The organism is Dyella sp. 2RAB6 (genome assembly GCF_052115385.1).
Classification (GTDB): Bacteria; Pseudomonadota; Gammaproteobacteria; order Xanthomonadales; family Rhodanobacteraceae; genus Dyella_D.
In genome coordinates, this window is sequence record NZ_JBFRGP010000004.1 from 280,052 (window position 1) to 300,483 (window position 20,432).

Sequence of the window (20,432 nt, forward strand, 5' to 3'; positions counted from 1 at the left end):
GCGCGCGGGCCGCGGCCGGCGCGCCCTCGGGACCTTACGCTGCCGCCTTGCGGATCTGCGCCAGGTCGATCTTCTGCATCTGCATCACCGCGCCCATGGCGCGCGCAGCCTTGTCCTGTTCCGGTCCGGTGATCAGCTGGATCAGTTCCTCCGGCACGATCTGCCATGACAGGCCATAGCGATCCTTCAGCCAGCCGCACTGGCTTTCGGCGCCGCCGTCGGCGGTGAGGCCGTTCCAGAAATGGTCGATCTCCTGCTGCGAGCGGCAATGCACCACCAGTGAGAACGCTTCGGAGAGCTTGAAGACCGGGCCGCCGTTGATCGCGGTGAAGGCCTGGCCATCCAGTTCGAACGCCACCGTCATCACGTCGCCTTCCTTGCGTCCGGCCGCCTGGGCCACTTCCTTGGTGTAGCGCGCCACGTGGGTGATGCGCGAGTTCTCGAACAGCGACACGTAGAGCTTGGCTGCCTGCTCGGCCTGGTCGTCGAACCACAGGAACGGGGTGATGCGCTGGAATCGGGTGGTCATCGCTGAATCCTCATGAGTAGGTGGCAAAGGACGCCGCAATGTGGCGTTCCATCCAGGCGACGAACGGGGAAATCGGGAATCGACCAGGGGACGGAAAAATATTTCGTCCCCTGGTCGTGAGCTTCAGCGCGCGAAATCGATCCCGGCCAGGCCTTGCGCCTTGGCCTCCGCCAGCACGTGGGCGACCGACTGGTAGGCCGCGCCGTCGGCGGCATCGATGACCAGGCGCGGCGGTTCGGCCTGTTGCGCGGCCACCGCGAGCTGGGTGTCGAGCTGGGTCTGGTCGATCGGTGTGTCGTTCCAGTACAGCGAGCCGTCGGCCTGGATCGCCAGCCGGATCGGCTCGGCCGCCGGCAGCGCCTTGCCGCCTGCGGTGGGCAGGTCGATACGGGTGCGGTGGGTGATCACCGGCGCGGTGATCATGAAGATGATCAGCAGCACCAGCAGCACGTCCACCAGGGGCGTGACATTGATGTTGGAGATGGCACTGCTTTCGGCACGAACAGAGAAAGCCATGTTCTTCCTCCTGGGCGAAGCGTCGATGTGGACCTGCGAATGCCGCGGCCAATGGGGGATGCCGCGGCGATTGCAGGTTACTGCGGTCCGCGCGGCGCTTGCCATGGGGGGCGCCGCGGCCACGCGGGATGAACCATCCGGGACCGGGCCAGTCTCACCCTGGGGGTCTTGAAGCTGAGGTGCGAAGCAGTGAAGAAGCAGCAGAACTCGTTCGGTGCGTGGTTGTTGGCGGTGATCGTGATGGCGGCGGCCATCGCCGGCGGCATCTATCTCTGGCGCAAGGGCCTGCAAGGCCCGCAGAACGCGCCACCCTCACCCGTTGCAGCGACCAGCAGCGCCACGCCGGCGTCGTCGTCATCGGTCATCCGCCACCCGATCGCCGACGCGGGCCCGGCGTCCGCTTCCACGGCGCCGCTCCCAGCGCTGGACGGCAGCGACGGCACCGTCGCCGACCAACTGGCGCAACTGGGCGGCGACGATCTCACCGGCCTGCTGCTGCGCGAGCAGATCATCCCGCGCATCGTCGCCACCGTGGACGCGTTGCCGCGCCAGGGCGTGGCCACGCGGATCCTGCCGCTGCGCACGCCGCGCGGTGCGTTCGCGGTGGACGAGCAGGAGGGCAGCATCGAACTGTCGCCGCGCAATGCAGAGCGCTATGCCCCGTACGTGCGCGTGGTCGAGGCGGTCGATGTGCACAAGGCGGTGGCGTGGTACGTGCGCTATTACCCGCTGTTCCAGCAGGCGTATCGCGAACTCGGTTATCCCCATGGCTACTTCAACGACCGCCTGGTCGCGGCGATCGACGACATGCTGGCCGCGCCCGACGGCAACGCGCGGATCGCGCTGGTGCGCGGCGATACCTACTACCGTTACGCCGATCCTTCGCTGCAGGGACTTTCCGCGGGGCAGAGGCTGATGTTGCGCATGGGGCCGGCGAATGCGGGAAAGCTGAAAGCGAAGCTGCGCGAGATCCGCGCGGCGCTGGCGGGGCAGGGGCCTGCAAAAACGTGAGGCGTAGGTTGGGGTGAGCGCAGCAAACCCCAACGAAACCTTGCCAGGCCGCCGCAGCGTTGGGGTTCGCCTTAGGCTCACCCCAACCTACGCCGGTCGCATAGGGTAAATTCCCATTTGCTCCGCCGCGCAAGGCGGCAGGCTTGCATTTCTATACCTGTTGGTTCAATAATTCGCGCCTCGCCGAGGCTTCTCTCCGTGCCGCCACGCCAGCCTGTCCTGACGGTTCCGGCGGTGCCGCCTCGTCCGTTGCATTCGCTCTCGCAAGGAACCCCCCACCCATGAATACCCGGCTTTTCGGGGCGGCGCTCATTCTGGGCCTGCTGTCGGCCATCGGGCCGTTCGCCATCGACATGTACCTGCCGGCGCTGCCGACCATCCGCGAAGCGCTGCACACCAACGTGGACACCGCGCAGCTCAGCCTGATGGTGTTCTTCGCCGCGGTCGGCATCGGCCAGCTCATCTATGGGCCGGTGTCGGACATGGTGGGGCGCAAGCCGCCGATCTATTTCGGCCTGGTGCTGTTCGCGCTCGGCAGCATCGGCTGCGCGATGGCGCCGGATATCCACACGCTGATCCTGTTCCGCTTCGTGCAGGGCCTGGGCGCCTGCGCCGGCATGGTGATCCCGCGTGCGATCGTGCGCGACATGCACACCGGCCATGACGCCGCGCAGCTGATGTCGCTGCTGATGCTGGTGTTCAGCGTGTCGCCGATCCTGGCGCCGTTGACCGGCAGCCTGGTGATCCGCCTGGCCAGCTGGCGCGGGATCTTCTGGACCGTGGCCGTCGCGGCCGTGCTCGGCCTGGTGCTGGCGGCAACCGCGCTGAAGGAAACCCGGCCGCGCGAAGCGCGCGTAGCGAGCAACCTGCGCAGCGCGGTGGCTGCCTACGGCACGCTGCTGCGCGATCCGCATTACCTGGGGCTGATCTTCATCTGCTCGTTCGGCGTGGCGAGTTTCTTCGCCTACCTGGCCAACTCGTCGTTCGTGCTGATCGACCACTACGGCCTGTCGCCCACGCTGTACGGCCTGGCGTTCTCGGTGAATGCAGTGGCTTTCATCGGCGCGGCGCAATTCACCGGCGCGCTGGGCAAGCGCTACGGCCTGCCGCGGCTGGTGCGCACCGCGGTGGTGGGCTACAGCGTGGTGATGGTGGCGCTGCTGCTGCTCAATGTGGCGGGCGTGGACAACCTGGGCGTGCTGATGGCGCTGCTGTTCGTCGGCTACGGCTTCCTGGGCCTGGTCATCCCCAGCTCCGCCGTGCTGGCGCTGGAGGAGCACGGCAAGATCGCCGGCACCGCCTCGGCCTTGCTCGGCACCATGCAGTTCGTCACCGGCGCGTGCGTGATCGGCGTGGTCGGGCGCTTTCTCGACGGTACCGCGCGGCCGATGCTGGCCGGCATCGCGGCATGCTCGGTGATTGCCCTGGTGCTGGCGCAACGCACCCTGCGCCACCGGCCGGCGCCGGCGGTGGCGGAAGCCTCGGCGGACTGACCGGCTCAGGTCAGCCAGCTTTAAGTGAGCGCGGTATGCGCGTGGAACGGCAATAGCGTGGCGCCGGTGCGCGCCACCGCCGGTTCGGCCAGCTCCAGTTTGTCCCTGCGCGCGTCGAGCACGACCAGGATGTGACCGGAAGCGATTTCATCGCGGAAGCGGCGATGGATCACGTCCGGCACTTCGCTGCCGATCAGCGCGCCGGTCCAGCAGCCCACCGCCGCGCCGGCCACCGCCGCGAAACCGGCGCCGACCAGCGGCACGCCCAGCGGCGGCACCGCCACTGCAAGCAGGCCCAGCAGCAGGCCGGAACCGCCGCCGCAGGCCACGCCGCGCAGCGCGGACGGCATGAAATCGGTGCGGCCGGTCATGCGGTGATCGGGGATCCCGGCCAGCTCGATATCGTCGCGGGCGACGAAGCAGATATCGCCGTCGTCGATACCGGCATCGAGCGCGGCACGCATGGCGGCGCGCGCCGCATCCAGGTTCGGCGTGCTGAACACGCAACGGGTCTTCATGGCGACCTCCCGCCGGCGAACCGGCGCGGTGTGCCCCGCGCACTGCGGTCGTCCAGGCCGCCGCGCGAGGCGTGGCTTCCTGGCGGGCATTGTTGGCCCGCATAAGTGAGCACGATGTGCGCTGCGTGTTATCGCCGCGTGGCGCTCCCCGCGCTGGAACGCTTGCGCTAAGGTGCGTGCCGATGCACAGCGAATGTCGCCATGACGCCCAACCTGTTTGATTCGCCCCAGCTGGACCTGCTGGGTGGCCAGGCCGAACCCGCGCAGACTCACCGCCTGTTCTTCGCGCTGCTGCCGGACGAAGCCACGCGTGCCGAGTTCGCGCGCGTCGCCGACACGCTCAAGGCCAGCCAGCCCGGCCTGCGCGCGCGCTGGGTGGCGCCGGCGCGCTACCACGCCACCGTGCATTTCCTCGGCGACCATCCGATGCTGCGCGGCGATATCGTGCAGGCCGCCACGCGCGCCGGCGCCGCGCTGCAGGCGGGCGCGTTCGACTGGACGCTCGATTGCATCGCAAGTTTCCACGGTCGCGAGCCGCCTTGCGTGCTGCGTTCCAATGAAGTGCCCGCGCCCTTGCAGCAGCTATGGGTCCAGCTGCGCGAAGCGCTGATCCGTGCCGGGCAGGGCGCGCACCTGTCGCGCAGCTTTACGCCGCACGTCACGCTGGGCTACAGCCGCGGCGGCCTGTTGCCGGAGCTGCCGGTGGGGCCGTTGGCATGGCGGGTGGATCAGCTCGCGCTGGTGCACAGCGTGGTCGGGCAGGGGGATTACCGGTTGCTGCACGCCTGGCCGCTGTCCTGAAGCGCGGCTCGACCTGCTGGTGTTTCCATGGGCGCCGGCGCATCACTGTGCCGAAGGTCCTGGCTCCGCACCTGCGGTTTAGGCGCACAATGCCGCTCCCAACCGATCGCGGAGTTCCGTCATGCGTACGACCGTTCTCGCTGCGTTGATCGCCATCGCGCTGCCGCTCGCAGCCGCCGCGCAGCCGCCTAAGCCCGCCGGCGCCATTCCCGCCAATGTCTCCGCTGCGGTCGCCGATCCGGCGCGCAAGGGCGATGCCGCCAACGACGCGCGCCGCAAGGGCGGCGAGTTGCTGGCGTTCGCCCAGGTCAAGTCCGGACAGAGCGTGGTCGACCTGATTCCCGGCGGCGGTTACTTCACCCGCTTGTTCAGCGCTGCCGTCGGCGACGGCGGACAGGTCTATGCCGTGTGGCCCAACGAGTACGCGCAGGAAGCCGATTCCGACGTGAAGGGTTCCAAGACGCTCGCCGCGCAGCCGCACTACAAGAACGTCAGCGTGCTGCTGCAGCCGGGCAACCAGTTCAGCGTGCCGCATCCGGTCGACATGGTGTTCACCTCGCAGAACTACCACGACTATCCGGACAAGTTCATGGGCAGCATCGATCCGGCGGTGCTCAACAAACAGGTATTCGATGCGCTCAAGCCGGGTGGCTTGTTCGTGATCGTCGATCACGTGGCCGAAGCCGGCTCCGGCATGCGCGACATCGAGACGCTGCATCGCATCGATCCGGCCATCGTGAAGAAGCAGGTGGAAGCGGCCGGCTTCGTGTTCGATGGCGAGAGCAACGTGCTGCGCAATCCCGCCGACACGCACGGCATCAAGGTGTTCGACAAATCCATCCGCGGCCATACCGATCAGTTCGTGTACCGGTTCCGCAAGCCGGGTTGAGCGGTTGACCGATTCTGACGAGCAAGCGCCAGGAGGCTCCGTGCCTCCTGGCGATCCACGGCCGGTAAAGCCCATCGAGCCCGATGCGCTCGACTGCTGCGGCGAGGGCTGCGTGCCCTGCATCTACGATCTCTACGAAGCAGCGCTGGACCGTTACAAGGCCGCGCTGGCGGCGTGGCTGGAACGCCATCCGGAAGCGCCGAAGGATTAAAGCCACGAACGAGTTGCGACCCCGTCACCCCAGCTTGACCAGCTTCGCTGTTGAGAAGCGCCTCGCTGGGGTGACGGTGGTTTTCTCGCGAGTCTAGAAGCCTTTCTCGCGCGGCACCGAATCGAACTGGTGCTGCAGGTCCTGCTGGCAGCGCGCGACCTGCGCGGGTGCGAAGCGCGCCGGCCAGGCTTCGCTCAGATCGGGCATGCTGTCGAGCGCGCGATGGTCGCGCAGCAATTGCGCCATCGACAGGTAATGCGCCACGTGCAAGGTCTTGCCCAGCGGCGAGAGTGTTTCGGGCGCTTGCTCCTGCGCGTGTTCCGACAGCGCCTGGATCACCGCGCCGGGCAGGTCCCAATGGCGCGCGGCACGCAAGGTCAGGCTCGCACCCAGTTGCGCGCAAGCATCGAGGAAGACCGGGCTCAGCGTGTCGGGCCTGGCGATCTCCTCCATGCTCAGCAGGTGGATCATCGCGCCGGTGCCGGTATTGCACACGATGCCGGCGAGATAGGCCTCGAACGGATCGCAGCCGGCGAACTTGCCGAGAAAGGCGCTGGCATGCGCGCAGCGTTCGGCGTGGTCCCACAGCCGCTGTCCCGCCACCAGGCCGTGCACGCCGGCGCTGGCCTGCAGGATCGGTTTCATCATGTGCTGGGTGGCGACGCGGCGCAGCCCGTCCTGGCCGAGCAGCACCACGGCGTGCTGCAGGCTCTGGATCGAATGCAGGGTGCGGTAGTAGATGCTGCGGCTCACCCGCATCACTTCGCCGACCAGCATCGGGTCGCGTCCGACCAGCCGTGCCAGCTCGGCGCCGGCGACGTCGTCGTTCTTCAGCGCCAGCAGCAGCTGCGGCAGCACCGCGGGCAGCCGCGGCAGGCTGCGCACGTCGAAGCGTTCGGCCACGATCTGCAGGCGCCGCTGCAGCGCGGCCTCGTTCGGGTTGGCGCCTTCGCGCGCATCGGGCAGGCCCAGCATGAAGCGCTGGAAGCGTTCGGCCAGCGCCGCCAGTTCGGGTGCAGGCGTGGGCACGGGCGGCGCGGCGGACACCGCCGGCATCCGTGCCGGGCGCTGGAACTGCGCGCGTGCCAGCGGCTGCACGGCGGGCAGGGGCGAGGGGGCGAAAAAGCGCCTTAGCCAATACATCGTGTCGTTCTCCCCAGCCGCCGCGGACGCGGTCTCCCCGCCGGGTTATCGGCGCTCCGGATGAAACCTGTAGATCGGGCGCGGCCCGGATCGCCCGCTTTGCAGGCTGGGCCACATTTTCTGTACCGGCGAGGCTGGCAATGCCCGGGTCCGCCCCCAGATCGGAAGCTTCGTCGCGAGGACACTCCATGATTCCGTTTTCCGTACTCGATCTGGCGCCGGTCACCCAGGGCAGCACGCCGGCGCAGGCCTTCGCCAACAGCCTGGACCTGGCCCGCCTGGCCGAGCGCCTGGGCTACCAGCGCTACTGGCTGGCCGAGCACCACAACATGCCCGGCATCGCCAGCGCCGCCACCTCGGTGCTGATCGGCCACATCGCCGGCGGTACCTCGACCATCCGCGTCGGCGCCGGCGGCATCATGCTGCCCAATCACGCGCCGCTGCAGGTAGCCGAGCAGTTCGGCACGCTGGCCTCGCTGTATCCCGGACGGATCGACCTGGGCCTGGGCCGCGCGCCCGGTACGGACCAGCCGACGGCGCGCGCGCTGCGCCGCTATTACGAGAGCGCGGATGCCTTCCCCGAGGACGTGCAGGAATTGCTGATGTATTTCCAGCCCGCGCAGCCGGGGCAACCGGTGCGTGCGGTGCCCGGCGCGGGAATCGACGTGCCGGTGTGGATTCTCGGTTCCAGCCTGTTCGGTGCGCGCCTGGCCGCGGCGCTGGGCCTGCCGTATGCATTCGCCTCGCACTTCGCGCCGGATGCGATGGACGAGGCGCTGGCTCTGTATCGACGCGACTTCAGGCCGTCGGAACGATTGGCGCGACCGCACGCGATGCTGGGCATCAATGTGATCGCGGCAGAAAGCGATGCGGAAGCGCGCCGCCTGTTCACCACCCAGCAGCAGAGCTTCATCAATCTGCGCCGCGGCATGCCGGGGCTGATTCCGCCGCCGATCGACGATATCGAGAACTATTGGGCGCCGGCGGAGAAGTTCGGCGTGGAGCGCGCGCTGGCCTGTTCGGTGGTCGGCGATGCGCGTTCGGTGCGCGAAGGCTTGCTTGCGTTTATCGAACGGCACCAGCCGGATGAGTTGATGATCACCGCGAACGTCTTCGAGCACGCCTTGCGGCGCAGGTCGTACGAGATGGTGGCGGCAATCCGCGAAGAACTCGCCGCCGCGGCCTAGGCCATACCGCCGGCGTAGGTTGGGGTGAGCCGCAGGCGAACCCCAACGTGTGCCACCGCCATGCGTATCGCAATGTTGGGGTTCGCCTGCGGCTCACCCCAACCTACGGCTGGCTATTGTCGACGCGCCCCTGCAGCGCCATCGCCGCGGCCGGATTCAGATGCTTCGCCGCACTGATGAAATAAATAAACACGTCGCGCGGCTCCGCCTTCGCCAGCGGCGCCGCGAAGTGCGGCAGCTCTTCGCAATCTTCCCCGCGCGCCCAGCGGTGCGCACGATCCGCCCACGCATCCAGTGCATCGGCGGGATAACCCGCCGCTTCGCCATCCGCACTACGCATCAGCCGCGCATAGCTGAAATCGCCGGTCAGGTCGGCGAGATTCGGATACTCCGGCGAATCGGTGTACACCGTGGGAATGCGCTGGGCGCGCGCCAGCGTCACATACGCTGCGCTGAGAAAACTGCGGTGGCGCACTTCCAATACGTGGCGCAGCGGCTTGCCGTTCAAGCTGCGCGGCAGCAGTTCGAGAAACGCGGCGATGTCGTCCGCATCGAAGGCGCGCGACGGCGGCAGTTGCCACAGGATCGGCCCCAGCCGATCGCCCATCTCCGCCAGGCCGCCATGCACGAAGCTGTCGATGCCTTTGCCGGTGGCGGCCAGGCGCTTTCCTTCCGTGACGTAGCGCGGCGCTTTCAAGGAAAACACAAACCCTTCCGGCGTCTCCGCCGCCCAGCGCCCATAGGTCTCGGCTTTCTGCGCGCCGTAATACGTGCCGTTGATCTCGATCGCGCGCAGGTGCCGGCTGGCGTATTCCAGCTCGCGGCGCTGGATCAGCCCATCCGGGTAGAAGTTCTTGCGCCAGGGCGCGTAGTTCCAGCCGCCGATGCCGGCGCGGATGCGTTCGGCGCGGGGCGTGGCGCTGCTGAAGAGATCGTCCATCGGTGGGGATCGCAGAGGTTGCGTGGGCGGCGATCATGCCATGGCCGCGCGTGAACCCGCGGTCGTGACTTCAGGCACGCGCCGCGCGCCGGGCCGAAGCGTATCCAGGCGCATTGCCGTTACGGCATCGACGGGTCCGTCCATGAAGCCGCTCGCTTACGCCTTGCTGTCCCTGGGTCTTGCCATGGCGGCGAACGCCATCGCCGATACGCGCGACGCCGCGCCGGAGATCTTCGCGCCGGGCGTGGTTTCCGGGCCCGCCAACGAAGACTCCGCGGCGTTCTCGCCGGACGGCCATACCGTGTTTTTCGATCGCATCAGCTGGCCCAATGCGGTGATCCTGGAATCGCACAAGATCGGCCACGCCTGGTCGGAGCCGAAGATCGCGCCGTTCTCCGGGCAATGGCTGGACCACGATCCGGCGATGGCGCCGGACGGCTCCTTTATCGTGTTCACTTCCAACCGCCCCGACACACCCGGCGGCAAGGCGCTGGACGGGGTGATGGCGAACGGCAAGGTGCAGCACGCGGCGGGCGGGCATCTGTGGCGGGTGGAGCGCAAGGGCGACGGCTGGGGCGAGCCGGTGCGCCTGCCGGATGCGGTCAACAGCAGCACGCGTACCTATGCACCCAGCATTGCCGCCGATGGCAGCGTGTATTTCCAGCGCCCCGGCGAAGACGACGATTTCCGCTTGTACCGTTCGCAATACAGCGGCGGCGCTTACCAGGCGCCCGAGCTGGTGGTGCTGGGCGATCCGGCGGCGCACAAGCTCGATCCGGCGGTCGCGCCGGATGAATCCTTCATCGTGTTCGACGCCGACTACGCGGGGAAGGGCAAGTCCGACCGCCTGTACATCGCCTTCCGCGAAGGCCGCGGCTGGGGTGCGCCGGTGGACCTCGGCGATGCGGTCAATGTCGGCGACCCCTGGGGCGCGCACCTGGGGCCCGACGGCCGCACGCTGTACTTCAGCAGCCATCGCGCGGAAAAGGTCAGCTATCCGCGTTCGCGCGAACAGGCCGAGAAGGACCTGGCGCGTATGCAGGCCTGGGACAACGCCAGCGAGAACATCTGGTCGGTGTCGCTGGCGCCGTGGCTGGAAGCCCGCGGCAAGGCTGCGCACGACTGAGTTGGCAAATGCCGGCAGCAGCCCCGTGACTTCCCGCGCTGGCGCCGGCGCGGCTTTGCCGCGATAGTTGGCCGCTTTCGCCAAGCTGGAGCCGACGATGTCCCGACCCGTCCTGTCCCTGCGCCTGGCCTGCTGCGCCGCGCTGCTGGCCTTTACCGCGGCTCCCGCATGGGCGCAGCCGCCGCTGCCGGATGCCGTGCCCGCAGCCGCCGGCAGCGCCGCCTTGCCTGCGCAATTGCAGGACTTCAGCGCCTACGTCGACAGCGCCCGCAAGCAGTTCGAGGTGCCGGGCATCGCGGTGGCCATCGTCAAGGATGGCAAGGTGGTGCTGGAGCAGGGCTTCGGCGAAAAGGAAGTCGGCAAGCCCGGCGCGGTCGACGCGCACACGCTGTTCGCCATTGCTTCCAACACCAAGGCCTTTACCGCGGCGGCGCTGCAGATCCTGGCCGAGCGCGGCAAGCTGAAGATGGACGACCGGGTGATCGACCATCTGCCCTGGTTCCAGATGTCCGATCCGTACGTCACGCGCGAGATGCGCATCCGCGACCTGCTGGCGCACCGCAGCGGCTTGGGCCTGGGCGCGGGCGACCTGCTGTACTGGCCGCCGACCAAATACAGCACCAAGGAAGTGGTGCAGCGCCTGCGCGAGGTGCCGCTGGCCACCAGCTTCCGCAGCGCCTACGCCTACGACAACATCCTGTTCGCGGTGGCCACCCTGGTGATCGAGGAAAGCTCGGGCCAGAGCTATGCGGACTTTATCCGCGACAACCTGTTCAAGCCGGTGGGCATGGACGAGTCGCTGGTCGACATGACCTACCTCAAGCCCGGCATGGACGTGGCTATGGGCCACGCCAAGTTCGACTTCAAGGACTTGAAGCCGGTGCCGCCGATGGCCTGGGTCAACAATCCCGGCGCCGGCGGCATCTACGCCAGCGTGCACGACCTGGCCAAGTGGATGAATGCGCAGCTCGCCGGCGGCGCACTGCCGGACGGCAAGTCGCGGCTGTTCAAGGAAGACAGCCAGAAACAGATGTGGTCGATGCTCACCCCGATGCGCATCGGCGAGCCGCCGGTGCCGGAGCTGGCCGCGATCAAGCCGAATTTCGCCGGCTACGGCGAGGGCTGGTTCCTGTCCGACTATCGCGGGCAGCGCCTGGTGTGGCACACCGGCGGCTGGCCGGGCATGGTCTCGCGCCTGACCCTGGTGCCGGAGCTCAAGCTCGGCGTGGTGGTGCTGACCAACCAGGAATCCGGCGCCGCGTTCAACGCCGTGACCTATCGCGTGCTCGATGCCTACCTGGGCCGCGACAACACCGACTGGGTGGCCGTCTATGCCGCGGCGGTGAAGAAGTCGGAAGCCAAGGCCGACGATAGCTGGAGTAAGCACGAGGCCGCGCGCGACAAGAACAGCAAGCCCTCGCTGGCGACGGCGAAGTACGCCGGCACCTATCGCGACCGCTGGTACGGCGACGTGGTCGTCGCGCAGGAAGGCGGCAAGCTGCGCCTGCGCTTCAGCAAGACCCCGCAGCTGGTCGGCAGCATGACGCCGTGGCAGCACGACACCTTCGTGGTGCGCTGGGACGACCGCTCGCTCAACGCCGATGCCTTCGTTAGCTTCACCCTGGATGCCGATGGCACGATCCGCGAGGCGCGCATGCAGCCGATCTCGCCGCTTACCGACTTCAGCTTCGACTTCCAGGATCTGCGCCTGGCGCCGGTCGAGAACGCCAAAGAAGATTGAACCGCTACGGCGGCGGCGCAGGGGGCTGCGCCGCCGCTTCTTCGTCCAGCTTTTCAGGGAGAACGCCATGCTGCTTCGCCGTCCCGTCGCCGCCGCGCTGCTGGGCCTTGCGCTCATCGGCAGTGCGCAGGCCCGCAACGATGCGCCGAGCGCGCATCACTATGTCCAGGTGCAACTGGGCGGTGCGCAGAACGCGCCCGTCGGCGGCCGCCTGCTGCTGTTCGTCACCAGCGCCGCGGCGGCCAAGGCCGAGGCGAAGGATGGCAAGGTTGAGGAAGTCGACGTCAATCCGCTGCAGCCGAACCAGACCCTGGTGGCCGGACGCGAAGTGACGCGGCTGGCGCCGGGCGAAGCGGTGACCATCGATGCGGACGACGTCGCCTTCCCCGGTCCGCTGGCCAAGCTGCCGCCCGGCGATTACCTGGTGCAGGCGGTGCTCGACGTCAATCGCAACTACAACTACAGCGGGCGCGGCGCCGGCGATCTGGTCAGCGAGGTGACGCCGCTGCATCTGCCCGCGGCCACGCTGCCCGCCTTGCAGTTGAGCAAGACGCTGCCGGTGCGCGAAGCGTGGACGTTGCCGCCTTCCGCGTCGAAGGAGCTGCACGATGCGCTGGCGGGCGCGCGCGAACATGCGCAGGCGATCGACTTCGTCAGCCCCGCGCTGTCGGCGTTCTGGGGCCGGCCGATCCATATGCGCGGCTGGGTGCTGCTGCCGCCGGACTACGACGCGAAGAAGGCCGAGCGTTATCCGGTGGTGTACTACACGCACGGTTTCGGCGGCGGTGGCGATCGCCTGTACGGTCCGATCGTCAACAGCTACGCGGCTACCGCCAAGGGCGAGATGCCGCCGATGATCTGGGTCTTCCTCGACGAGTCCAGCGCCACCGGCACGCACGAATTCGCCGACTCGGTGAACAACGGACCCTGGGGCAAGGCGCTCACCGAGGAACTGATCCCGTCGCTGGAAAAGCAATACCGCATGGACGGCAAGCCGCAGGGGCGTTTCCTCAACGGCCATTCCTCCGGCGGCTGGGCCACGTTGTGGTTGCAGACGCGTTATCCGAAGGTGTTCGGCGGTACCTGGTCGACCTCGCCGGATCCCAGCGATTTCCACGACTTCACCGGCGTCGACCTGTACCGGTCCGACGCCAATGCTTTCCATAAGCCGGATGGCTCGGCCAATCCGCTGATCCGCGACAAGGGCAAGGTGCTGGCCACGTTCGAGCAGTACGCCAAGCTGGAGCGCGTGCTCGGCGAATACGGCGGCCAGCTCGCCTCGTTCGACTGGGTGTTCTCGCCGCGCGGCGCCGACGGGCGGCCGCAGCCGATGTTCGATCGCGATACCGGCGCGGTGGATCCGGCGGTGGCGAAGTACTGGATCGAGCATTACGACATCGCGCATCGCCTGCAGCAGGAATGGCCGGCGTTGAAGCCGGACCTCGACGGCAAGATCCATTTGATCGTGGGCACGGCGGATACGTTCTATCTCGACGGCGCGGCGCATCGCTTGAAGGCAGTGCTCGACGGCCTGCATGCGAAGGCCGAGGTGCGGTTTATCCCGGATCGAACGCATTTCGATCTGTATGTGCAGGGTGAAGATCGCTGGGCGCTGCTCAAGCAGATCACCTGGGAGATGTATGGGATTGCGCGTCCGGGTTCGAAGTTGAAGCCGCCGGCGAAATAAGGCGTGCGGCGTAGGTTGGGGTGAGCCGCAGGCGAACCCCAACACGGCCAGATTCAGAGGTATCGCATCGTTGGGGTTCGCCGACGGCTCACCCCAACCTACGCCGGCCGGTTTGCGACGGGCCGGTGAAAGCCCCGCGCAAAACCTTGCGAAACAGCACGATGAATGATGAACGCGCCATGCCTTCACGGATGGCGCGTCGTTTTTTTTGAGGCATAGTCGCGCCGCGTGCGCCGGTCGGCGCATGTGTTTCGCGGCGGCATGGGGCACCGAATTCATCGGGCATGGACGGCACCGCGGCGAAGCAACGGAAGGTCAATCGCGCTGGAGGGAGTACTGATGAAATCGTTCGTTTCGATCGCAGTGATGGCGGCCTGCCTGTTGGCCGGTCCGGCGGTGTTCGCGCAGCAGGCGTCGGCGCCGGCTGGTTCCACCGGTCAGTGCAAGGACGGCAGCTATACCGATCACGCCACCAAGAAGGGTTCCTGCTCCGGCCATAAGGGTGTGAAGGAGTGGTACGCCGCCACCGCAGCAGCTGCGGCCGCCGCACCCGCTGCCGCATCGGCCGCAGCGCCGGCGGCTCCTGCAGCCGCGGCTCCCGCGCCCACGCCGCAGGCCGCGCCTGCCGCTCCGGCGCCGACGGCCGCCGCCGCGCCGAAGAAGCCGATGCCGATGCCGCCTTCGCCGAACTCCACGCCGGCGCCGGGCGGTGGTCCGGGCATGGTGTGGGTGAATTCGAGCAGCAAGGTCTATCACTGTCCGAGCGACAAGTGGTACGGCAAGACCAAGCAGGGCTCGTATATGAGCGAAGCCGATGCCAAGGCCAAGGGCTATCACGGCGATCACCAGAAGGCCTGCACGCCGTAAACGTCCGGCACAGGTTGGGGTGAGCGCAGCGAACCCCAACGCTGGTGGCGCAGAAACAGAAAGGGCTGGCGTATTCGCCAGCCCTTTCTTCGTGTTGATCAAGGCGGATGCATGAAGCGTGGCGCGAAGTTGGGGTTCGCTGTGCTCACCCCAACCTACGTCACTTCACCACCGGCAAGCTGATCGCGCTCATCGTCCCCGGCGCATGCCACACGCGCTGCGTCGCCTTGCGGTAGTCGCCCGGCTTGGCATCGAAGATATTCGGCACGAAGGTCTGCGGATTGCGGTCGTACAGCGGGAACAGCGTCGACTGCACCTGCACCATGATGCGGTGGCCGGGCTGGAACACATGGTTCACCGTCGGCAGGCCGAAGCTGTACAGCAGCGGCTGGTCCGCGGCGATCGCCTGCGGATGCTCGAAGCTGGTGCGGTAGCGGCCGCGGAAGATATCCAGCGAGATCGGCAGCTCGTAGCCGCCCATGTCCGGAGCGGAGGCCATCGTGTCCGGATACACGTCGATCAGCTTCACCGCCCAGTCGCTGTCGGTGCCGCTGGTCGATGCGTACAGGTTCACCTGCGGCGCGCCGCCCACGTGCAGCGGCGTCTTCAGCGGTTCGCTGACGTAGGTGAGCACGTCCGGACGGCCATCGACGAAACGCTGGTCGGTGACCAGCCAGCGCGTCCATGCATCGTGATCGGCGAAATGCACCGGGCGCGGCAGGTACGGCACCGGCTTGGCCGGGTCGGAGACGTATTCGTCGTACTTGGCCGCGCCGTCGGCCGGCGCCTCGAACGACAGCTTGCCGTCGGCCTCCAGGTACAGCGCCTTGGGCTTGCTGGCGCAGCCGCTGTCGCAGCTGAGCGGCCAGGTCTTGTAGCGGTCCCAGTGGTTTTCGCCGGTGTTGTAGATCAGTACCGGCGGCGTGTTCGCCTTCGGCGCACTGTCCACCAGGTACTGGTCGAAGAACGGCTTGAGCACGTCGCGGCGGAACTGCAGCGCGGTGTCGCCGTCCCATTTCAACGGGCCGAGCGAGGTGCCGTCGTAGTTCACCTGGCTGTGGCGCCACGGGCCCATCACCAGGAAGTTCTTGTCGTTGCCCTTGTCCTTGGGCTCGGTCGCCGCGTAGCTGTGGATGGCGCCCCACATGTCTTCCTGGTCCCACAGGCCTTGCAGCCACATGGTCGGCACCTTCAGCGGCTGCTGCGCCATGATCTTGTCCAGCGCCTGGCCCTGCCAGAACGCGTCGTAGGCCGGGTGCTCGTCCAGCTTCTTCCAGAACGGCAACTGCTCGAAGCCGTTGGCGCGCGCGTAGTCGCCGGCGGAACCGGCGTCCAGGAAATTGCTGTAGTCGTCGTAGCCGTCGCGCGGCGCGCCGGAGCCCTTGCCCTTCTGCGCGGTCTGGCCGCGGATGTAGTCGAAGTTGGTCTGGCGCCAGGCGCCGTAGTGGAACCAGTCGTCGCCCATCCAGCCGTCCACCATCGGGCTTTCCGGCGCGGCCACCTTCAGCGCGGGATGCGGGTTGATCAGCGCCATCACTACGGTGAAGCCCTCGTAGGAGGAGCCGAGCATGCCGACCTTGCCGTTGGATTCGGGCAGGTTCTTCACCAGCCAGTCGATGCTGTCGTAGGCGTCGGTGGAGTGGTCGACTTCGCTGGAGTTGAGCGGGCCGCGCAGCGGGCGCGTCATCACGTACTCGCCTTCGGAGCCGTACTTGCCGCGCACGTCCTGGAATACGCGGATATAGCCGCCGCGCACGAACACCTCGTCGCCCTGCGGCAGCTGCGAGAGCATGTTCGACGACTCCAGCCGCGCGGCGCGGCCGCTGGCGTTGTACGGCGTGCGGGTGAACAGGATCGGTGCGTATTTCGCGCCCTTGGGGATCACGATCACGGTGTGCAGCTTCACGCCGTCGCGCATCGGGATCATCACGTCGCGCTTGATGTAGTCGAAGCCGCCGGTGGGCGCATCGAACTTGGCGGGGATGTCCGGCGTGAGCGGCGCGGTCTGCGCCTGGGCCAGGCCGGCGCCGAGGACGGCAGTGAGTGCGGCGGCAAGAATGAGCGGACGGTTGATCGACATGAAACCTCCAGGCAGGGCCGCAAGGCGGTCCATCGCGGGCGGCGAGAAGGGGACGGAAGAATGAACGCCGACTTTACGGGCATCGCCGGATGGTGCCCACCATGACTTCTTGCCTAGGTACTGCCGGTGGTGCCTGATGCGCAGGATCGGAACCGCGTAGGGCAGGGCGCTGCCGCGATCCTTGCGATGGCTTGGGGTTGCCACCTCATGGAGAGCCCGCATGAAAGACCAGACACGCCATCGTTACATGCAAGGCATCGACCGCGCGGTCGCCCTGCTGCAGCGCGCCGTCGACAGCGGCAGCGAGCTGCGCGACCTGCGGCTGTTCCACCACTACCTGGACGACCCCGAGCAGACGCCGGAGGCGCTGCTGCGCACCGATATCTACCTGCCGCTGGCCTGGCGCCTCAGCCGGTGGGCGGCTGCGTGGTGGTTGGCGGCGGCGTGAACTGCACGTCGCCGGCCATCCGCGGATCCGACGGCGGGCGGTGCAGCATCATGTCCTGCGGCGTCGACATCGGCAGCTGCGCCGCCGCCAGCCGGTCGAGCATCTCGAACAGCAGGTCGCTCTTCACCGCGGCGACTTCGCGCGGGCTGCCCACATAGGCGGTGCAGACGAAGATCAGCGACTGCCCGTCGATGGTGTCCAGTTGCACGCTCGGCTTGGGCGTTTCCAAGGTCGACGGATGTTCGCCCATCACCCCCAGCAGCACCTTGCGCGCCTTGCCCGCCTCGGTGCTCAGCGGCAGCGGCAGGCGGATCTGCACGCGGCCCAGCGCGCCGGCCTGGGTCACGTTGCGCACGTTCTGGGTGATCAGCTGCGAGTTCGGCACGATCACGGTGGAGCGGTCGCCTTGCTGGATCTCGGTGGCGCGCACGTTGATGCGCTTGATGTCGCCTTCCACGCCGGCGCCGGGCAGGCTGACCCAGTCGCCGACCTTCACCGGGCGCTCGGCCAGCAGGATCAGGCCGGAGATGAAGTTCTGCACGATCGCCTGCAGGCCGAAGCCGATGCCCACCGACAGCGCCGAGGCGACCCAGGTGATGCTCTGCAGGTCCACCTTCAGCGCGCCCAGCACCAGCACGAACACCAGCACGCTGCACACATAGCCGAGCAGGGTGACGATGGACATCTGCATGCCCGGTTCCAGCGCGGTCTTCGGCAACAGCTGCTGCGACAGCCAGCGCTTGACCAGGCGGATCGCCGCCACGCCGGCCACCAGCACTGCCAGCGCGGTGAAGATATTCTCCGGCACGATCGACAGCGTGCCGATGGTGCGACCGGCGAACAGCTGGCTGCCGCGTTCGAACAATTCCTCGGGGCCTGCGTTGTAGGGCGACAGCAGCGATGAGATCGCCAGCAGCAGCAGGAGGGCGCGGGTCACCCCGGACAGCACCACCGCGGCCTGCTCCATCCGCACGGGCGACACGCCGAAGGATTCGTGCATGCGCGCGCCGGTGCGCGACTGCGGCGACAGCAGGCTCTCGAACACGTCGTTGAGGAGGTGCATCAGCAGGTACACGGTGCCGACGATGACGCCGCCGCGCAGCATCTGCCGCGCCTCGAAGAAGGCCAAGGCGATGTAGCCGGTGAGCAGGCTCAGTGCCACCGTGACCACGCCGGCGAACGCCAACGCCACCAGCAAGCCTACCCAGAGCGGCCGCTTGCCCGGCGCGTTGCCGGCGGCGAGCAGGGCGCGCCGCGCGCGGCCCATGCGCAGCAGCGCCACCGCGATCAGCCCGGCCACCAGCAGCGAGAGCAGGCCGTTGACGGCCACGGTGGCCGAGAGGGACGCGGAGACCTGCGCGGTGATGCGCTCGGCCAGTCCGATCAGCAGGGTGCACCAGGCCAGCAGCGGCGGGAACGGACGCAGGCGGCGCGCGAGATCGTCCCTCAGCGCCGGCATGCGCCACGACGGACGGCCGGAGCTGAGCAGCGCGCGGCCCAGACCGGCGATATACGCCGCGACCCAGGCCAGGATCACCAGCGAAGCGAACAGCCCGCCGATCTCCTCGCCCAGAGTGCCGTTCCAGTCCAGCGCCAGGTACAGCAGATAGGCGGCGAAGCCGAAGGTAAGCGTGGTGCCCAGGGTGATGAACAGCGCCAGCGCGCTGCGCCGCAGATGGCCGGCCGGCATGCGGTCGCTGGTCAGGCGCAGCAGGGCTTGTTCCAGCAGGCGGCGGCCGACCGCGAACAACGCGATGGCGGCGAGCGTGCAGATGAAGAACGGCGTGCGGTTGCCCGGCTGCCAGGCCTTGCTCATCGCGGCCCAGGTGTCGCGGCCCAGTTCGGCCAGGCCGGCACGGTCGTCCGGCGCATTGCGCGACAGCGAGGACCAGAACGCGAGGCTGAGCGGCGACGAGGTGCGCTGGCTGAGCCGCGCCTCGAACAGCTGGCGGCGCAGCCCGACGATCTGGCCGGCAAGCTGGGCGCTTTCCAGGCTCACCGTCTTGGCCTGCTTCATCTGCGCGTCGAGGTCGGCCTTGTCCTTGGCCAGCTGCTTGCGCTGGTTGGCCACCTCGGGTGGTTCGCCGGGCTGGCCCTTTTCGGGCGCGGGCCCGAGCACGTCGAGCTTGGCCTTCAGCGCGTCGGACTGCGGCGACAGCGAGGTGACCAGCTGGTCCGCCTGCTGCTGCAGCGCCTGCGCGCGGATGCGCAGGTCCTGCAGGGCGGTGTCGCCGAGCTTGTCGGTGTCGGCAAGCGTCTGGCGCAGCTGCTCGAGCTGGCTGTTGAGCTGGTCGACGGTGACCGGCGCGGCCGCCGCCGCAGGGGCGTCGGGTGCGTCCTGGGCCAGGGCCAGGGAAGCGCCGCCGAGGGCGAGCGAGAGGATCAGCGCGATGCGGGGCAGGATGGACATGACGGCATGATCCGGAGGCGCGGCTGCACGGTCAATCAAGCTTGCGCCCTTTTCTTTGACAGCCTGTTCTTTGACGGCCTGTTCAGTGCCTCGCCGTCAGGCTTCCCCGATGGACTGGATGAAGACGATGGCCGACGCGGTACCCGGACGCGGTACCCGTATGGGATGGCGACGTGGCGAAGGCCCGCGCGATGCAGAGCGCGCTGGCCGAAAGGGTGAGCCTGCTCGAGGACTTCGCAGAGCCGCAGCGCATCGCCGGCGTGGATGTCGGTTTCGAGGAGCAGGGCGCGATCACCCGCGCCGCGGCGGTGCTGCTGGATGCGCGCAGCCTGCAGCCGCTGGCGAATGCGGTGGCGCGGCTGCCGACGCGGATGCCTTACATCCCGGGCCTGCTGTCGTTCCGCGAATTGCCGGCGGTGCTCGAAGCGCTGGCGGGATTGCCGGAGCAGCCCGGGCTGGTGTTTGTCGATGGGCAGGGCATTGCGCATCCGCGCGGGCTGGGGATTGCCGCGCATCTTGGAGTGATCACCGGGCTGCCGACGATCGGCGTGGCGAAGACGATCCTGGTCGGTACGCATGCGCCGTTGGGCGAGCGGCGTGGCGACAGCGTGCCGTTGATGTATCGCGGGCGTGAGATCGGCACGGTGTTGCGCAGCAAGCAGCGGGTACGGCCGTTGATCGTGTCGCCGGGGCATCGGGTGAGTATCGAGGGTGCGGCGCGGCGGGTGCTCGCTGCTTGCACCAGGTATCGGTTGCCGGAGCCGACGCGGTGGGCGGACCGGTTGGCCTCGCGGCGCGCATGACACGCGTGCGGCGCAGGTTGGGGTGAGCCGCC

At 68.0% G+C, this 20,432-nt stretch carries 20 protein-coding genes; 12 read left to right on the plus strand and 8 right to left on the minus strand.

Annotated features, from left to right (window positions below; translation table 11 throughout):
- Positions 1-34 precede the first annotated feature (34 nt).
- A complete protein-coding gene (locus AB4083_RS09080; RefSeq protein WP_441607466.1) occupies positions 35-529 on the minus strand; it encodes a VOC family protein in 495 nt (164 codons plus the stop codon).
- A 123-nt stretch (positions 530-652) separates the two neighbouring features.
- The gene (locus AB4083_RS09085; RefSeq protein WP_441607467.1) at positions 653-1,045 is read right to left on the minus strand and encodes an ExbD/TolR family protein; all 393 of its coding nucleotides are present in this window, start codon (positions 1,043-1,045) and stop codon (positions 653-655) included.
- A gap of 189 nt (positions 1,046-1,234) precedes the next feature.
- On the opposite strand from AB4083_RS09085, the gene AB4083_RS09090 reads away from it, so the two are divergent.
- Together AB4083_RS09090 and AB4083_RS09095 are read left to right on the plus strand one after the other, a co-directional pair.
- The gene (locus AB4083_RS09090; RefSeq protein WP_441607468.1) at positions 1,235-2,056 is read left to right on the plus strand and encodes a DUF3014 domain-containing protein; all 822 of its coding nucleotides are present in this window, start codon (positions 1,235-1,237) and stop codon (positions 2,054-2,056) included.
- Between the two features lie 281 nt (positions 2,057-2,337).
- Positions 2,338-3,549 carry a multidrug effflux MFS transporter gene (locus AB4083_RS09095; protein WP_441607469.1) on the plus strand — a complete coding sequence of 404 codons (1,212 nt, stop codon included), beginning with the start codon at positions 2,338-2,340 and terminating at the stop codon, positions 3,547-3,549.
- A gap of 20 nt (positions 3,550-3,569) precedes the next feature.
- On the opposite strand, the gene AB4083_RS09100 is transcribed toward AB4083_RS09095, so the two are convergent.
- Positions 3,570-4,067 (minus strand): hypothetical protein, encoded by a 498-nt coding sequence (locus AB4083_RS09100; protein WP_441607470.1) that lies wholly within the window; start codon positions 4,065-4,067, stop codon positions 3,570-3,572.
- Positions 4,068-4,268: 201 nt separating this feature from the next.
- On the opposite strand from AB4083_RS09100, the gene AB4083_RS09105 reads away from it, so the two are divergent.
- The 3 genes from AB4083_RS09105 to AB4083_RS09115 all read left to right on the plus strand — a co-directional run bounded on the left by AB4083_RS09105 (position 4,269) and on the right by AB4083_RS09115 (position 5,968).
- A complete protein-coding gene (locus tag AB4083_RS09105) occupies positions 4,269-4,868 on the plus strand; it encodes a 2'-5' RNA ligase family protein (protein ID WP_441607471.1) in 600 nt (199 codons plus the stop codon).
- Positions 4,869-4,989: 121 nt separating this feature from the next.
- Positions 4,990-5,757: a class I SAM-dependent methyltransferase gene (locus AB4083_RS09110; RefSeq protein WP_441607472.1), complete on the plus strand. Its 768-nt coding sequence runs from the start codon at positions 4,990-4,992 to the stop codon at positions 5,755-5,757.
- A gap of 40 nt (positions 5,758-5,797) precedes the next feature.
- Positions 5,798-5,968, plus strand: a complete 171-nt coding sequence (locus AB4083_RS09115; protein WP_441607473.1) for an oxidoreductase-like domain-containing protein — start codon at positions 5,798-5,800, stop codon at positions 5,966-5,968.
- Between the two features lie 93 nt (positions 5,969-6,061).
- Here AB4083_RS09115 and AB4083_RS09120 read toward each other — a convergent pair whose 3' ends face one another.
- Positions 6,062-7,111 carry an HDOD domain-containing protein gene (locus tag AB4083_RS09120; protein WP_441607474.1) on the minus strand — a complete coding sequence of 350 codons (1,050 nt, stop codon included), beginning with the start codon at positions 7,109-7,111 and terminating at the stop codon, positions 6,062-6,064.
- Positions 7,112-7,299: 188 nt separating this feature from the next.
- On the opposite strand from AB4083_RS09120, the gene AB4083_RS09125 reads away from it, so the two are divergent.
- On the plus strand, positions 7,300-8,298 hold the full coding sequence (locus AB4083_RS09125; RefSeq protein ID WP_441607475.1) for an LLM class flavin-dependent oxidoreductase: 999 nt from the start codon (positions 7,300-7,302) through the stop codon (positions 8,296-8,298).
- Between the two features lie 103 nt (positions 8,299-8,401).
- On the opposite strand, the gene AB4083_RS09130 is transcribed toward AB4083_RS09125, so the two are convergent.
- Positions 8,402-9,238 (minus strand): DUF72 domain-containing protein, encoded by an 837-nt coding sequence (locus AB4083_RS09130; RefSeq protein WP_441607476.1) that lies wholly within the window; start codon positions 9,236-9,238, stop codon positions 8,402-8,404.
- Between the two features lie 142 nt (positions 9,239-9,380).
- Here AB4083_RS09130 and AB4083_RS09135 point away from each other — a divergent pair, with 142 nt between their 5' ends.
- The 3 genes from AB4083_RS09135 to AB4083_RS09145 all read left to right on the plus strand — a co-directional run bounded on the left by AB4083_RS09135 (position 9,381) and on the right by AB4083_RS09145 (position 13,792).
- The gene (locus AB4083_RS09135) at positions 9,381-10,364 is read left to right on the plus strand and encodes a TolB family protein (protein WP_441607477.1); all 984 of its coding nucleotides are present in this window, start codon (positions 9,381-9,383) and stop codon (positions 10,362-10,364) included.
- 97 nt (positions 10,365-10,461) lie between these two features.
- Positions 10,462-12,105: a serine hydrolase gene (locus tag AB4083_RS09140; RefSeq protein WP_441607478.1), complete on the plus strand. Its 1,644-nt coding sequence runs from the start codon at positions 10,462-10,464 to the stop codon at positions 12,103-12,105.
- Between the two features lie 67 nt (positions 12,106-12,172).
- Positions 12,173-13,792: an alpha/beta hydrolase gene (locus AB4083_RS09145; protein ID WP_441607479.1), complete on the plus strand. Its 1,620-nt coding sequence runs from the start codon at positions 12,173-12,175 to the stop codon at positions 13,790-13,792.
- Between the two features lie 88 nt (positions 13,793-13,880).
- On the opposite strand, the gene AB4083_RS09150 is transcribed toward AB4083_RS09145, so the two are convergent.
- Positions 13,881-14,078 (minus strand): hypothetical protein, encoded by a 198-nt coding sequence (locus AB4083_RS09150; RefSeq protein ID WP_441607480.1) that lies wholly within the window; start codon positions 14,076-14,078, stop codon positions 13,881-13,883.
- A gap of 53 nt (positions 14,079-14,131) precedes the next feature.
- On the opposite strand from AB4083_RS09150, the gene AB4083_RS09155 reads away from it, so the two are divergent.
- Positions 14,132-14,659, plus strand: coding sequence for a DUF3761 domain-containing protein (locus AB4083_RS09155; protein ID WP_441607481.1), 528 nt, complete (start codon positions 14,132-14,134; stop codon positions 14,657-14,659).
- A 160-nt stretch (positions 14,660-14,819) separates the two neighbouring features.
- Here the strand turns inward: AB4083_RS09155 and AB4083_RS09160 are convergent, their stop codons facing one another.
- Positions 14,820-16,739, minus strand: coding sequence for a CocE/NonD family hydrolase (locus AB4083_RS09160; protein ID WP_441607482.1), 1,920 nt, complete (start codon positions 16,737-16,739; stop codon positions 14,820-14,822).
- A 220-nt stretch (positions 16,740-16,959) separates the two neighbouring features.
- Here AB4083_RS09160 and AB4083_RS09165 point away from each other — a divergent pair, with 220 nt between their 5' ends.
- Positions 16,960-17,187: a hypothetical protein gene (locus tag AB4083_RS09165; protein ID WP_441607483.1), complete on the plus strand. Its 228-nt coding sequence runs from the start codon at positions 16,960-16,962 to the stop codon at positions 17,185-17,187.
- Here the strand turns inward: AB4083_RS09165 and AB4083_RS09170 are convergent.
- Complete coding sequence (locus AB4083_RS09170) at positions 17,147-19,597, minus strand: DUF3772 domain-containing protein (RefSeq protein ID WP_441607484.1); 2,451 nt, start codon at positions 19,595-19,597, stop codon at positions 17,147-17,149. The genes AB4083_RS09165 and AB4083_RS09170 overlap by 41 nt on opposite strands.
- Before the next feature lie 173 nt (positions 19,598-19,770).
- Between AB4083_RS09170 and nfi the strand changes: the two genes are divergently transcribed.
- Positions 19,771-20,400 (plus strand): deoxyribonuclease V, encoded by a 630-nt coding sequence (gene nfi / locus AB4083_RS09175; protein ID WP_441607485.1) that lies wholly within the window; start codon positions 19,771-19,773, stop codon positions 20,398-20,400.
- The last annotated feature ends 32 nt before the right edge of the window (positions 20,401-20,432 follow it).